General features: G+C 66.0%; 11 protein-coding genes. All 11 read left to right on the forward strand.

Features of this window, described 5'->3' with window-relative positions; genetic code table 11:
- Positions 1–177 precede the first annotated feature (177 nt).
- The 11 genes from J5M58_RS23805 to J5M58_RS23855 all read left to right on the forward strand — a co-directional run bounded on the left by J5M58_RS23805 (position 178) and on the right by J5M58_RS23855 (position 14,244).
- Complete coding sequence (locus J5M58_RS23805; RefSeq protein WP_112252688.1) at positions 178–972, forward strand: enoyl-CoA hydratase/isomerase family protein; 795 nt, start codon at positions 178–180, stop codon at positions 970–972.
- A 33-nt stretch (positions 973–1,005) separates the two neighbouring features.
- Positions 1,006–2,166, forward strand: coding sequence for an acyl-CoA dehydrogenase family protein (locus J5M58_RS23810; RefSeq protein ID WP_207879821.1), 1,161 nt, complete (start codon positions 1,006–1,008; stop codon positions 2,164–2,166).
- A 17-nt stretch (positions 2,167–2,183) separates the two neighbouring features.
- Positions 2,184–4,301 carry an acetate--CoA ligase family protein gene (locus J5M58_RS23815; RefSeq protein WP_207879822.1) on the forward strand — a complete coding sequence of 706 codons (2,118 nt, stop codon included), beginning with the start codon at positions 2,184–2,186 and terminating at the stop codon, positions 4,299–4,301.
- Positions 4,294–5,901 (forward strand): 5-guanidino-2-oxopentanoate decarboxylase, encoded by a 1,608-nt coding sequence (locus J5M58_RS23820; protein WP_207879823.1) that lies wholly within the window; start codon positions 4,294–4,296, stop codon positions 5,899–5,901. Before J5M58_RS23815 ends, J5M58_RS23820 begins: the two co-directional genes overlap by 8 nt.
- 34 nt (positions 5,902–5,935) lie before the next feature.
- Complete coding sequence (alr, locus tag J5M58_RS23825; protein ID WP_112252684.1) at positions 5,936–7,165, forward strand: alanine racemase; 1,230 nt, start codon at positions 5,936–5,938, stop codon at positions 7,163–7,165.
- Positions 7,166–7,189: 24 nt separating this feature from the next.
- A complete protein-coding gene (locus tag J5M58_RS23830) occupies positions 7,190–8,380 on the forward strand; it encodes a pyridoxal phosphate-dependent aminotransferase (protein ID WP_207879825.1) in 1,191 nt (396 codons plus the stop codon).
- Positions 8,373–9,788, forward strand: a complete 1,416-nt coding sequence (locus J5M58_RS23835; RefSeq protein WP_207879827.1) for an aldehyde dehydrogenase family protein — start codon at positions 8,373–8,375, stop codon at positions 9,786–9,788. The genes J5M58_RS23830 and J5M58_RS23835 overlap by 8 nt, the downstream gene beginning before the upstream one ends.
- A 43-nt stretch (positions 9,789–9,831) precedes the next feature.
- Positions 9,832–10,533, forward strand: coding sequence for an NAD(P)H-dependent oxidoreductase (locus J5M58_RS23840; protein ID WP_112253233.1), 702 nt, complete (start codon positions 9,832–9,834; stop codon positions 10,531–10,533).
- 273 nt (positions 10,534–10,806) lie between these two features.
- Positions 10,807–11,910: a polyamine ABC transporter substrate-binding protein gene (locus tag J5M58_RS23845; RefSeq protein ID WP_112252681.1), complete on the forward strand. Its 1,104-nt coding sequence runs from the start codon at positions 10,807–10,809 to the stop codon at positions 11,908–11,910.
- 34 nt (positions 11,911–11,944) lie between these two features.
- Positions 11,945–13,357, forward strand: a complete 1,413-nt coding sequence (locus J5M58_RS23850; protein ID WP_207879829.1) for an aminotransferase — start codon at positions 11,945–11,947, stop codon at positions 13,355–13,357.
- Positions 13,358–13,410: 53 nt separating this feature from the next.
- Complete coding sequence (locus tag J5M58_RS23855; RefSeq protein ID WP_243432486.1) at positions 13,411–14,244, forward strand: helix-turn-helix transcriptional regulator; 834 nt, start codon at positions 13,411–13,413, stop codon at positions 14,242–14,244.
- Positions 14,245–14,383: the final 139 nt, after the last annotated feature.

Consider the following 14,383-nt stretch of genomic DNA (forward strand, 5'->3'; position numbering starts at 1 on the left):
CCGCGAAGCGCCGAGCGATCTCACAGGCTATGAAATGCCACGGCGAAAACCCCCGGTGTAACAACAAAAACCGAGTTGTGCGAAGTTGTAACAGCCCATCCCGCCTTGCTGAACACTCGTTTAGTATCTCCCTCATCAAGCCCTCCCAAAACCATCACAACAACACCGAGGCCCCCCATGACCACCCCGTCGTCGTCACTGTTGAGCAAGGTCGAAGCCGGCGTTGCCTGGATCACCCTCAACCGCCCCGAGCAGCGCAACGCGCTGGATATCCCCACCCTCAAGCAACTGCACGCCCTGCTGGAAACCTGCAACAGCGACCCGGTCGTGCGCGTGGTGGTGCTGACCGGCAGCGGCCGCAGCTTCTGCGCCGGTGCCGACCTGGCCGAATGGGCCGCGGCCGAGGCCCAGGGCACCCTGGAAAGCTATGGCTGGACCGAAACCGCCCATGCCCTGATGTTGCGCCTGCACAGCCTGGACAAGCCCACCATCGCTGCCATCAACGGCACCGCCGTGGGCGGTGGCATGGACCTCAGCCTGTGCTGCGACCTGCGCGTCGCCGCGGCCTCGGCGCGCTTCAAGGCCGGCTACACCAGCATGGGCTACAGCCCCGATGCCGGTGCCAGCTGGCACCTGCCACGGCTGATCGGCAGCGAGCAGGCCAAGCGCCTGTTGTTCCTCGATGAACTGTGGGGTGCCGAACGTGCCTTGGCGGCCGGGCTGGTCAGCGAAGTCTGCGCTGATGAGCAACTGCCCGCCGTGGCCGCTGAGCTGGCCGGCCGCCTGGCCAATGGCCCTACCTTCGCCTATGCGCAAACCAAGCGGCTGATCCGCGATGGTGCCCGGCGCACCCTGGCCGAACAGCTGGAAGCCGAGCGCCAGGCCGGCCTGCTGTGCGGCCGCAGCCAGGACGGTGCCGAGGCGCTGCAAGCGTCGGTGGAACGCCGCGCACCCCGTTTTACTGGCCAGTAACCCGATAACCGACCCTCACCAGGACCTTCGCAGATGAATTTCCAACTGACCCAAGAACAAGAAATGTTGGTGGAAGCGGTACGCAGCTTTGTCGCCAAGGAGCTGCTGCCCCATGAGGAGGCAGTGGACCGCGCCGATGCCGTGTCGCCCGAGCTGGCTGCGCAGATCCGCGGCAAGGCCATCGCCGCCGGGTTCTATGCCTTCAACATGCCCGAGGAAGTTGGCGGCGGTGGCCTGGACTATCTGTCCCAGGCGCTGATCGAGCGCGAGCTGTCCAAGGTGTCCTGGGCCTTGCACGTGTTCGTCGCGCGGCCATCGAAAATCCTCATGGCCTGCAAGGACGAGCAGATCAACGACTACCTGTTGCCTTGCGTGCAAGGCGAGAAGATCGACTGCTTTGCCCTCACCGAGCCGGGCGCCGGCTCTGATGCCAACGCCATCAAGACCCGTGCCGTGCGCCAGGGTGACGACTTCGTCATCAATGGCAGCAAGCACTTCATCAGCCATGCCGGCCACGCCGATTTCGCCATCGTCTTCGCTGTCACCGATACCTACGAGCACAACGGGCGCAAGCGCAATGCGGTAACGGCCTTGCTGGTCGACCGGGGCACCCCGGGCATGTCCATCCGCCGCGGCCCCAAGTGCGTGAGCAACCGCGGCTACCACACCTACGAGCTGTTCTTCGACGACTGCCGGGTGCCGGCCAGCAAGGTGCTGGGCGAGGTCGGCAAGGGCTGGGAAGTGGCCAACGCCTGGCTGACCGCCGGCCGGGTGATGGTCGCCGCCAACTGCGTGGGCCAGGCCCAGCGTGCCCTCGACCTGTCGCTGCAGTGGGCCGCCGACCGCAAGCAGTTCGGCCAGGCCATCGGCAGCTACCAGGGTGTGTCGTTCAAGCTGGCCGACATGGCCACACAGATTCGCGCCGCGGAAATGCTCACCCTGCACACCGCCTGGAAAATGGACCAGGGCAGCATGACCGACGGCGAGGCTGGCATGGCCAAGCTGTTCGCCAGTGAGGTGCTGGGCAAGGTTGCCGACGAAGCCGTGCAGATCTTCGGCGGCATGGGCCTGATGGATGAAGGAGCGGTCGAGCGTATCTGGCGCAACGCACGTATCGAGCGCATCTGGGAAGGCACCTCGGAAATCCAGCGACACATCATCGCCCGCGAACTGCTGCGCCCGCTGCTGCGCTGAGCGCCAGGAGAACACCCATGTCGCATTCGATTCGTGACAACCTCAAGCGCCTGCTGGCCCCCCGGCACCTGGCCTTCGTCGGCGGGCGCAGCATGGCGCGGGCGCTCAAGCGCTGCGCCGAAGGTGGCTTTGGCGGCGAGCTGTGGCTGGTCAACCCGCAGCATGACAGCCTCGAAGGCATCCCCTGTGTGGCGCGGGTGGCCGACTTGCCCTATGCCCCGGACGCGGTGTTCATCGCCACCAACCGCGAGCTGACTTTGCAGTGCGTTGCCGAACTGGCCGCACGCGGCGCCGGTGGCGCCATCTGCTATGCCTCGGGCTTCGCCGAAAGCGGCGAGGAGGGCCGCCAGCTACAGCAGCGCCTGCTCGCCGCCGCCGGCAACATGGCCTTGCTTGGCCCCAACTGCTACGGCCTGCTCGACTACCTGCACGGCGCTGCCCTGTGGCCGGTAGCCCATGGTGGCCAGCAGGTGGAGAAGGGCGTGGCAATCCTCACCCAGAGCGGCAACTTTGCCTACAACCTGTCGATGAGCGACCGCTCGCTGCCGGTGGCCTACATGGCCTCGGTCGGCAACCAGGCGCAACTGGGCGTGGCCGAGCTGATGGACGTGCTGCTCGACGACCCACGGGTAACCGCCATCGGCCTGCACCTGGAAGGCCTGAAGAACGTGCCGGGCTTCGCCCGTGCCTCCTGCAAGGCATTGCAGCAGGGCACGCCGATCATTGCCTTGAAGACCGGTGTGTCGCAGATAGGCGCCGAACTGGCGCTCAGCCACACCAGCTCGCTGTCCGGCTCCGATGCCTTGTACGACAGCCTGTTCCAGCGCCTGGGCGTGATCCGCGTCAGTGGTCCGGTGAGCTTTGTTGAAACCCTCAAGGCCGCCGCCTGTGGGCGCTTGCCGGTAAATGGCGAGCTGATCGCCCTGGCTTGTTCCGGTGGCGATGCCGGTTTGATCGCCGACTATGCCGAGCGCAACCAGTTGCTTCTGCCGCAGCTCGCACAAGGGCAGGTGGCGCAGTTGGCCGAGGTGCTGCCGGCCTATGCCAACCTGGTCAACCCGCTGGATTTCACCACGGCCATCTGGGGTGATGCAGCGGCCCTGCAACGCATGCTCGACAGCACCCTGAGCGGTGCAGCCGACGCGGCCATGCTGGTGCTGGACTACCCGGCGGCGTTCACCGGCGAACGCAAGGAATGCGACCTGCTGCTGGCGCTGTACTGCGATGCGCTGGAACGCCACGGCAAGATCGGCTTCGTCACCTCGGCGTTCCCGGAGCTATTGCCCGCCTCGGCGCGCGAGCGCTTGCACGCGCGTGGCATCGCCGCCCTGCAGGGTGTGGAGGATGGCCTGGCAGCCTGGGGCCGCATCGTCGCCTACCAGCGCAACCGCCAACGGCTGCTGGAGCAAGGTGAGGCTACGCGGGTGCCGCTGTGCCCACAGGCCCTCGTGGGCGAGGGCCAGCTGCTGGACGAATGGCAATCCAAGCAAGCCTTGCGTGCCTTCGGCCTGCCAGTACCAGCCGGGGTACTGAGTACACCCGAGCGCGCTGTGGCAGACGCCACCCGGGTCGGCTATCCGCTGGTATTGAAGGCGGTCAGCGCGCAACTGCCGCACAAGACCGAAGCCGGTGCGGTGGCGCTGAACCTGCGCGATGCTGCCGCCCTGGAGGTTGCACTGGTACAGATGCGCCAGCGCATCGCCGCCTACGCCCCGCTGGTAGCGTTCGACCAGGTGCTGCTAGAGCCGATGGCCGAGCCGCCGCTGGCCGAACTGATCGTCGGCATCAAGCGCGAGCACGACTTCGCCCTGGCTTTGGTGATTGGTGCCGGTGGCGTGCTGGTCGAGTTACTCAAGGACAGCGTCAGCCTGTTGCTGCCGACCACCGACAACGCCATCCGTGCCGCGCTGCTCAGCCTGCGCAGCGCCAGCCTGCTGCAAGGCTTCCGTGGCCGCCCGGCCGCCGACCTCGACGCATTGGTTGCGGCAATCCGCGCGGTGGCCGACTACGCCTGCGAAAACGCCGGGCGACTGCTGGAGCTGGATGTGAACCCATTGATGGTCGGTGCCCACGGCACCACCGCGGTCGATGCGCTGATCCGCCTCGGCCAAGTGCAAGGAGAACGAGATGAATAAGCCCACCCAGACTGCCGGCCAGGCGTTGGTGCGCCTGCTGGCCAACTATGGCGTGGAGACGGTATTCGGCATCCCCGGCGTGCACACCCTGGAGCTGTACCGTGGTCTGCCGGGCAGCGGTATCCGTCATGTACTCACCCGCCACGAGCAGGGCGCCGGCTTCATGGCCGACGGCTATGCCCGGGTAAGCGGCAAACCAGGGGTGTGCTTCGTCATCACCGGCCCAGGCGTGACCAATGCCGCCACTGCCATTGGCCAAGCCTATGCCGACTCCATTCCGATGCTGGTGATTTCCAGCGTCAACCATACTGCCAGCCTGGGCAAGGGCTGGGGCTGCCTGCACGAAACCCAGGACCAGCGCGCCATGACCGCGCCGATTACCGCGTTCTCCGCCGTGGCCCTGCGCGGCGACGACCTGCCCGAACTGATTGCCCGCGCCTGGGCCGTGTTCGACAGCGAACGGCCGCGCCCGGTGCACATCTCGGTGCCGCTGGACGTGCTGGCGGCGCCGGTCAGTCGTGACTGGAGCGATGAGGTGGTGCGCCGCCCCGGGCGCGGCCAGCCGTGCCGCGACATCCTCGACCAGGCCGCCGTGAAGCTGGCCGCCGCCAAGCGCCCGATGATCATTGCCGGTGGTGGGGCATTGCATGCGGCCGAGCAACTGCAGCAAATGAGCACCCGGCTGGCAGCGCCACTGTTCACCAGCGTGGCCGGCAAGGGCCTGCTGCCAGTGGACGCGCCACTGAATGCCGGCGCCAGCCTGTGCGTCGAGCCCGGCTGGCAGCTGATCAGCCAGGCCGACGTGGTGCTGGCAGTGGGTACCGAAATGGCCGATACCGACTTCTGGCGCGAGCGCCTGCCAATCAGTGGCGAGCTGCTGCGCGTGGACATCGACCCGCGCAAGTTCAACGACTTCTACCCCTGTGCCATTGCCCTGCACGGCGATGCCCGGCAAACCCTGGCCGGCCTGCTCGAGCACCTGCCAGCGCTGGACCGTGACCCGGCCCAGGCCAGCGAAGCCGTGGCCAGCCTGCGCCAGGCCATTCGCAGCGGGCATGCGCCGCTGCAGGCCGTGCACCAGGCAATTCTCGACCGCATTGCCGCCGTGCTGCCCGATGATGCCTTCATCAGCAGCGACATGACCCAGCTTGCCTATACCGGCAACTACGCCTTTGCCAGCCGGGCGCCGCGCAGTTGGCTGCACCCCACCGGCTACGGCACCCTCGGCTACGGCCTGCCGGCCGGCATCGGCGGCATGTTCGCCAGCGACCACCGCCCCGGCCTGGTGCTGGTGGGCGACGGCGGCTTCCTCTACACCGCCCAGGAACTGGCCACGGCAGTGGAGGAGCTGGACCGACCGTTGGTCGTGCTGTTGTGGAACAATGACGCCCTCGGCCAGATCCGCGACGACATGCTCGGCCTGGACATCGAGCCGGTCGGCGTACTGCCGCGCAACCCGGACTTCATCGGCCTGGCCCGTGCTTTCGGTTGCGCGGTGCGCCAGCCGCGTGACCTGGACGCGCTGCAGGCCGATCTGGCCAGTGGTTTCGCCACGCCCGGCGTCACCTTTATCGAACTCAAACACACCTGCGTCTGCTAAACGGCAGACACCACGAATAACAAGAGAAGCCACCATGCCATTTCGCCGTACTCTCCTGGCTGCATCCCTCGCTCTGCTGATCACTGGCCAGGCCCCGCTGTATGCTGCACCACCCCTGTCCATGGACAACGGCACCACTGCCCTGACCGCGCAGAACAGCAACGCCTGGGTCGAAATCAGTGCCGGCGCGCTGCAACACAACATTCGTACCTTGCAGGCCGAGCTGGGCGGCAAGTCCAAGCTGTGCGCCGTGCTCAAGGCCGACGCCTATGGCCACGGTATCGGCCTGGTCATGCCGTCGATCATCGCCCAGGGCGTGCCTTGCGTGGCGGTGGCCAGCAACGAAGAGGCCCGCGTGGTCCGCGCCAGCGGCTTCACCGGGCAACTGGTGCGGGTACGCCTGGCCAGCCTCAGCGAAGTGGAAGATGCCTTGCAGTACGACATGGAGGAACTGGTCGGCAGCGCCGAGTTCGCCCGCCAGCTCGATGCCATCGCCGAACGCCACGGCAAGAAGCTGCGCATTCACATGGCGCTCAATTCCAGTGGCATGAGCCGCAACGGTGTGGAAATGACCACTTGGTCCGGCCGGGGTGAAGCGTTGCAGATCACCGACCAGACGCACCTCGAGCTGGTCGCGCTGATGACCCACTTCGCCGTGGAAGACAAGGACGATGTGCGCAAGGGCCTGGCAGCGTTCAACGAGCAGACCGACTGGCTGATCAAGCACGCCAAACTTGATCGCAGCAAGCTCACCCTGCATGCCGCCAACTCCTTCGCTACGCTGGAAGTGCCGGAATCGCGCCTGGACATGGTGCGCACCGGCGGCGCGCTGTTCGGCGACACCGTGCCGACGCACACCGAATACCAACGTGCCATGCAGTTCAAGTCGCACGTGGCAGCGGTGCACAGCTACCCGGCAGGCAACACCGTCGGCTATGACCGCACCTTCACCCTGACGCGGGATTCGCGCCTGGCCAACATCACCGTCGGCTACTCCGATGGCTATCGCCGGGTGTTCACCAACAAGGGCCATGTGCTGATCAACGGCCACCGTGTGCCGGTGGTGGGCAAGGTGTCGATGAACACGTTGATGGTCGATGTCACCGACTTCCCCGATGTGAAGGGTGGCAACGAAGTAGTGCTGTTCGGCAAACAGGCCGGGGGCGAAATCACCCAGGCCGAGATGGAAGAAATCAACGGCGCGCTGCTCGCCGACCTGTACACCGTATGGGGCAGTTCCAACCCGAAGATTCTCGTCGACTGAAACCGCCAATGAAGGGAGATTGCCATGCGCTACGCCAAGCTCACTCAACGCATCGCCGGCGACGGGGCCGCGGCCTGGGACATCCACTACCGCGCCCTGGCGCTGCAGGCCGAGGGCAAGGATATCCTGCTGCTGTCGGTGGGTGACCCGGACTTCGACACCCCCGCGCCGATCGTCGAGGCGGCCATCGACAGCCTGCGCGAGGGCCACACCCACTACGCCGATGTGCGCGGCAAGCTGGCACTGCGCCAGGCCATCGCCAACCGCCACCGGCAGCGCAGCGGCCAGGCCGTCGATGCCGACCAGGTGACGGTGCTGGCGGGGGCCCAGTGCGCCCTGTACTGCGTGGCCCAATGCGTGCTCGACCCGGGTGACGAGGTGATTGTCGCCGAGCCCATGTACGTGACCTACGAGGCCGTGTTCGGGGCCTGTGGCGCCAAGGTGGTGCCGGTGCCGGTCAAACCGGAGAACGGCTTTCGCGTGTGCCCGCGTGACGTGGCCGCGCGCATCACCCCGCGCACCCGCGCCCTGGCCCTTAACAGCCCGCACAACCCCTCGGGGGCGAGCCTGCCGCGTGCCACCTGGCAAGCGCTTGCCGAACTGTGCATCGCCCACGATCTGTGGCTGATCTCTGACGAGGTGTACAGCGAGCTGCTGTACGACGGCGAGCATGTCAGCCCTGGCAGCCTGCCGGGCATGGCCGAGCGCACTGCCACCCTCAATAGCCTGTCGAAGTCGCATGCCATGACCGGCTGGCGGGTGGGCTGGGTGGTCGGTTCGGCAGAGCTGGCCTCCCACCTGGAAAACCTCGCCCTGTGCATGCTGTACGGCTCGCCGGACTTCATCCAGGACGCCGCCGTGGTCGCACTGGAGCAGCAACTGCCGGAACTGGATGCTATGCGTGAAGCCTATCGCCAGCGTCGCGACCTGGTGTGCGAGCAGTTGGCCGACTGCCAGGGCATCAAGGTGCTCAAGCCCGATGGCGGTATGTTCGTGATGGTCGACATCCGTGAGACCGGCCTCAGCGCCCAGGCCTTCGCTGATCGCCTGCTCGACAGCCAGGGCGTGTCGGTGCTCGCCGGCGAAGCCTTCGGCCCCAGCGCTGCCGGGCATATCCGCCTGGGCCTGGTATTGGGTAACGAGGCCTTGGCCGACGCTTGCCGACGCATCGCCCGCTGCGCCGCCGCATTGATGCAGGGGCAGGCCCATGCGTGAGTATGCGCGGCTGTACATCGACGGCGCCTGGCAGGTGCCGAGCGGGCAGGGCATGGCCGAGGTGATCGACCCAGCCACCGAACAGGCCATCGGCCGCGTGCCTCTGGGCGCCGAGGCTGATGTCGAACGGGCGGTGATGGCTGCGCGGCGGGCCTTCGATGGCTGGTCGCGCACAGCGTCCAGCGTTCGCGCCGGGTACATAGCGGCGCTGGCCGCACAGCTGAAAAGCCGCGCGGCGGAAATGGCCTCGGTCATTACCGATGAGCTGGGCATGCCGGTGCAGTGGTGCCAGGCGGTACAGGTGGAGGGCCCGATTGCCGGGCTGGAGCAGTACGCCGAACTGGCCGGGCTGATGGATGAGGTGCGCGAAGTCGGCAACTCGCTGGTGTACCGCGAAGCCGTTGGTGTGTGCGCGTTCATCAACCCGTGGAACTACCCGCTGCACCAGATGATTGGCAAGCTGGCGCCGGCCTTGGCCGCTGGCTGCACGGTGGTGGCCAAGCCCAGCCAGGAAACACCGCTGCATGCGTTCATGCTGGCCGAGATGATCGAGGCCATCGGCCTGCCGGCCGGGGTGTTCAACCTGGTCAGCGGGCCGGGGGCCAAGGTTGGCGAGGCCCTGGCCCGGCACCCGCAGGTGGACATGGTGTCGTTCACCGGCTCCACCGGCGCCGGGGTGCGCGTGGCCCAGGCGGCCGCGCCGACGGTGAAGCGGGTGTGCCTGGAGCTGGGCGGCAAGTCGCCGCTGCTGATCACCGCCGATGCCGACCTGCACGCGGCGGTGCGCCATGGCGTGCAGGACGTGATGATCAACTCGGGGCAGACCTGCACGGCCTTGACCCGCATGCTGCTGCCGGCCAGCCGCTACGCCGAGGCGCTGGAGATCGCCGAGGCCGAGACCCGTGCGCTGGTCATGGGTGACCCGCGTGACCCGGCCAGCTTCCTCGGGCCGATGTGTTCGGCAGGCCAGCGGCGCACCGTGCTCGACTACATTCGCCTGGGGCAGGAGGAGGGCGCTCGCCTGCTGTGCGGCGGTGATGCGCCAGGCGGTTTCGAGCGCGGCTTCTACGTGGCGCCGACGCTGTTCGCCGACGTCGACAACCGCATGCGTATCGCCCAGGAGGAAATCTTCGGCCCCGTGCTGTGCCTGATCCCCTATGCCGATGAGGCGCAGGCGCTGGCCCTGGCCAACGATTCGCCGTTCGGCCTGTCCAGTGCGGTGTGGGCCGGTAGCCGCGAGCACGGTCTGGCCCTGGCGCGGCAGATACGCGCAGGGCAGTGCTTCATCAACGGTGGCGGGTTCAACTACCAGGCACCGTTCGGTGGCTACAAGCAGTCGGGCAACGGGCGCGAGTGGGGCGAGGAGGGCCTGGCGGAGTTCGTCGAGGTGAAAGCGGTGCAGTGCTGAGCCACAGCTGGAAGACAACCTGTTTTGTGTGAGGAGAATGTTTGTGAATGTACTGATCGTCCATGCTCACCCCGAGCCGCAATCGTTCACTGCTGCGCTGCGTGACCAGGCCGTGGAAACCTTCCGCGCCCAGGGCCACCAGGTGCAGGTCAGCGACCTGTACGCCATGGGCTGGAACCCGGTGGCCAGCGCCGATGACTTCAGCCAGCGCGAGAACCCGGAATATCTGGTGTATGCCCTGGAGCAGCGTCAGGGGGTCAAGCGCGGGGCCCTTGCCGCGGATATCCAGCAGGAGCTGGACAAGCTGCTGTGGGCCGACTTGCTGGTGCTGAACTTCCCGATCTTCTGGTTCTCGGCGCCGGCCATGCTCAAGGGCTGGATCGACCGGGTGCTGGTGTCGGGGGTGTGCTATGGCGGCAAGCGCTTCTACGACCAGGGCGGGTTGGCGGGCAAGAAAGCGCTGGTGACCGTGACTCTGGGCGGGCGTGAGCACATGTTTGGTGATGGAGCCATTCACGGGCCACTGGAGGACATGCTGCGGCCGATCCTGCGCGGCACGCTGGCCTATGTCGGGTTCGAGGTGCTGCCGCCGTTCGTGGCCTGGCATGTGCCGTATATCAGCGATGAGGCGCGGCAGGGTTTTCTGCAGCAGTATCGGCAGCGCCTGGAGCAGCTGGCGGATGACCAGCCACTGGTGTTCCCGCGCCTGGAGCAGTTTGATGAGGCGCTTTACCCGCTTGCCTGACTATCCCTGCGCGGTCCACTGGGGCCGCGTTGCGGCCCATCGCGACACAAGGCCGCTCCTACAGGATCCGCGCAACCTGTAGGAGCGGCCTTGTGTCGCGAAAGGGCTGCAAAGCAGCCCCAGAATTCTGTCGGCATACGACATTCTGCCGCCCTCCCAACGCCACCTTCCAAAAAACGACCACCCACACATTCGGGGTATGTCCCCCTTCGGCAAATCCCTCGATAGTGCCTCCATCGGCTCGATCCCGAGCACTCACACGATGGAGTTGCCATGCGCAAGGTACTGAAGGTGATTGGCGGTCTGCTGCTGGCGTCTGGTGCCAGCCTGGCCCAGGCGGCAGAGGTGGACAGCGGTAACACGTTGCGGTTGTACAACTGGACCGACTATATCGGCGAAACCACCCTGGCCGACTTCGAGAAGGCCACCGGCATCAAGGTCATCTACGACACCTTCGACGGCTACGAAACGGTACAGACCAAACTGCTCACCGGCCGCTCCGGCTACGACCTGGTCATGCTCAACGCTGCCCTGGCACCCCCGCTGATCAGTGCCGGGGTGTTCCAGGCGCTGGACAAGCAGCAACTGCCCAGCTGGCACAACCTCGACCAGCAGGTGGTGAACAACCTGCAAGGCTATGACCCCGGCCTGAAATACTCGGCGCCCTACACCTGGGGCAGCTCGGGGGTAACCTACAACGTCGACAAGATCACCGCACGCATGCCCGATGCCCCCATCGGCTCGCTGGCCATGCTGTTCGACCCCAAGATCGTCTCGCGCTTCGCCGACTGCGGCGTCACCCTGATGGACGCACCGACCGAAGTCATTCCGCTGGCCCTGCAGTACCTGGGCAAGGACCCACGCAGCGCATCGCCGGCCGACCTCAAGGCGGCCGAACAACTGCTGTTGGGCATTCGCCCGTACATCCGCAAGTTCGACTCGGTCAACTACCTCACCAGCCTGCCCAATGGCGATGTCTGCCTGGCCCTGACCTGGTCCGGTGACTACGCCACCGCCCAGGCCCGCGCGGTGGAAGCGAAGAAGGACATCAAGCTGTCGTTCTTCATCCCTCAGGAAGGCTCGCTGATCTGGTTCGACAACCTGTACATCCCCAAGGATGCGCCGCACGCGGCCAACGCCCACCGTTTCATCGAGTTCCTGCTGCAGCCGCAGACCATGGCCAAGGTCACCGACTACATCCACTACGCCAACAGCAATGCCGCCGCCACCGCGCTGGTGCGCGACGAGATCCGCCAGGACCCGGCCATCTACCCCGACGCGCAAACCCGCGAGCGCTTGTTCGCACAGAAAACCCAGAGCCCGAAGGACATGCGCGCCATCACCCGGGTCTGGAGCACGGTCAAGGCCGGTTTCTGAACACTGCCCAACGATCACTGCCAAGGAGCTGCCCATGGCCACCCCAAGCAAAGCATTCGCCATTGCCCACGACCCGCTGGTGGAAGCCGACAAGGCCCACTACATGCACGGCTACCACGTGTTCGATGAGCACCGCGAGCAAGGCGCGCTGAACATCGTTGCCGGCGAGGGCGCCTACATCCGCGATACCTACGGCAACCGCTTCCTCGATGCCGTCGGCGGCATGTGGTGCACCAACATTGGCCTGGGCCGCGAGGAAATGGCCCTGGCCATCGCCGACCAGGTACGCCAGCTGGCCTATTCCAACCCGTTCTCCGACATGGCCAACGATGTGGCCATCGAGCTGTGCCAGAAGCTTGCGCAACTGGCACCGGGCGACCTGAACCATGTGTTCCTCACCACTGGCGGCTCGACCGCGGTCGACACTGCCTACCGGCTGATCCAGTACTACCAGAACTGCCGTGGCAAGTCGCACAAGAAGCACATCATCGCCCGCTACAACGCCTACCACGGCTCCACCACGCTGACCATGTCGATCGGCAACAAGGCCGCTGACCGGGTGCCGGAGTTCGATTATCACCACGACCTGATCCACCACGTGTCCAACCCCAACCCGTACCGCGCGCCGCACGACATGGACGAGGCCGAGTTCCTCGACTTCCTGGTGGCCGAGTTCGAGGAGAAGATCCTCTCGCTGGGGGCCGACAACGTGGCGGCGTTCTTCGCCGAGCCGATCATGGGCTCGGGCGGGGTGATCATTCCGCCCAAGGGCTACTTCCAGCGCATGTGGCAGCTGTGCCAGACCTACGACATCCTGTTCGTCGCCGACGAAGTGGTGACTTCGTTCGGGCGCCTGGGCACCTTCTTCGCCAGCGAGGAACTGTTCGGCGTGACCCCCGACATCATCACTACCGCCAAGGGCCTGACTTCGGCCTACCTGCCGCTGGGGGCGTGCATCTTCTCCGAGCGCATCTGGCAAGTGATCGCCGAGCCGGGCAAGGGCCGCTGCTTCACCCACGGTTTCACCTACAGTGGTCACCCGGTGTGCTGCACCGCGGCGCTGAAGAACATCGAGATCATCGAGCGCGAGCATTTGCTGGAGCACGTCAAGGACGTCGGCGGCTACCTGGAACAGCGCCTGCAAAGCCTGCGCGAGCTGCCGCTGGTGGGGGATGTGCGCTGCATGAAGCTGATGGCCTGTGTCGAGTTCGTTGCCGACAAGGCCAGCAAGGCGCTGTTCGCCGACGAAGTGAACATCGGCGAACGCATCCACAGCAAGGCCCAGGCCAATGGGCTGCTGGTGCGGCCGATCATGCACCTGAACGTGATGTCACCGCCATTGATCATCACCCATGCGCAGGTGGACGAGATCGTCGAAACCCTGCGCCAGTGCATCCTCGAAACCGCGCGCGAACTCACGGCGCTTGGCCTGTACCAAGGCCGATGAACCTGGCGCAAAGGGCTGTGCGCGGGCCTGCCTGGCAGGCTAGACTGCCGGGCATGACCCAGGCCTCTTCCGACACTCCGCTTACCCTTTCACTGGGTGCGCTGCAGCAATGGCATGCGGCGCTGCAGCGCGCATTGGCCCACAGCGAAACGCCCGAGGCGCTGGCGCACGTGGCGGCTGCCATCGGCCAGCTGGTGCAGGTGGAATCGATGATGATCAGCCTCGAGTGCCAGGGGCGGGCACCGCAACTGCTGTACCAGCAAGGCATCCCCGACTTGCACCGCGCCGCCGTGCTGGAGCGCTACTTCACTGCCGGCTACCTGCTCGACCCGTTCTGCCTGGCCGTGCAGAGCGGCCTGGCCGAGGGCTTCTACCACCTGCAGGAAATCGCCCCGGACAACTTCTTCGACAGCGACTACTACAAGGCCTACTACCTGGGTACCGGTTGCAGTGAAGACAGCTATTACATCGTCGACCTCAGCGCTGGCCGCAAGTTGTCGTTGAGCCTGTTCCAGGGCTGCAGCGGCACGCGCCTGGGTACAGGGCAGATCGACCTGCTGCGCGCGCTGGAGCCGATGGTACGCGAACTGCTGGGGCGCTACGCCCGCCACCATCTGGAGCCCGGCCCCGCACTGGCGGAGCGTGGCAGCCTGCAGGCGGCGTTCGACAGTTTCGGCTGCCAGGTGCTGACCGACCGTGAGCGGGAGGTGGCGCACATGATCTTGCGTGGGCATTCGGTGAAGTCCACCGCGCTGGAGCTGGGCATCTCGCCGGAGACGGTGCGCATGCACCGCAAGAATCTGTACCTGAAGCTGGAGATCAACTCGCAGTCGGAGTTGTTTGCGCGGTTTATCGACTGGTTGCGCGGCGGTCACCTGCCGGCCTAGCAGCAAAAGAGCAACTGCCTTACTCAAATCTGAAAGCTGGCGCGATCCCTGTGGGAGCGGGTTCACCCGCGAAGCAGGCACCGCGGTGGCTGGCACGGGCTTCGCCCGTGTTCGCGGGTGAACCCGCTCCCACAGGTAC

This window comes from Pseudomonas sp. 32_A (assembly GCF_017490905.1).
GTDB classification, from domain to species: domain Bacteria; phylum Pseudomonadota; class Gammaproteobacteria; order Pseudomonadales; family Pseudomonadaceae; genus Aquipseudomonas; species Aquipseudomonas inefficax.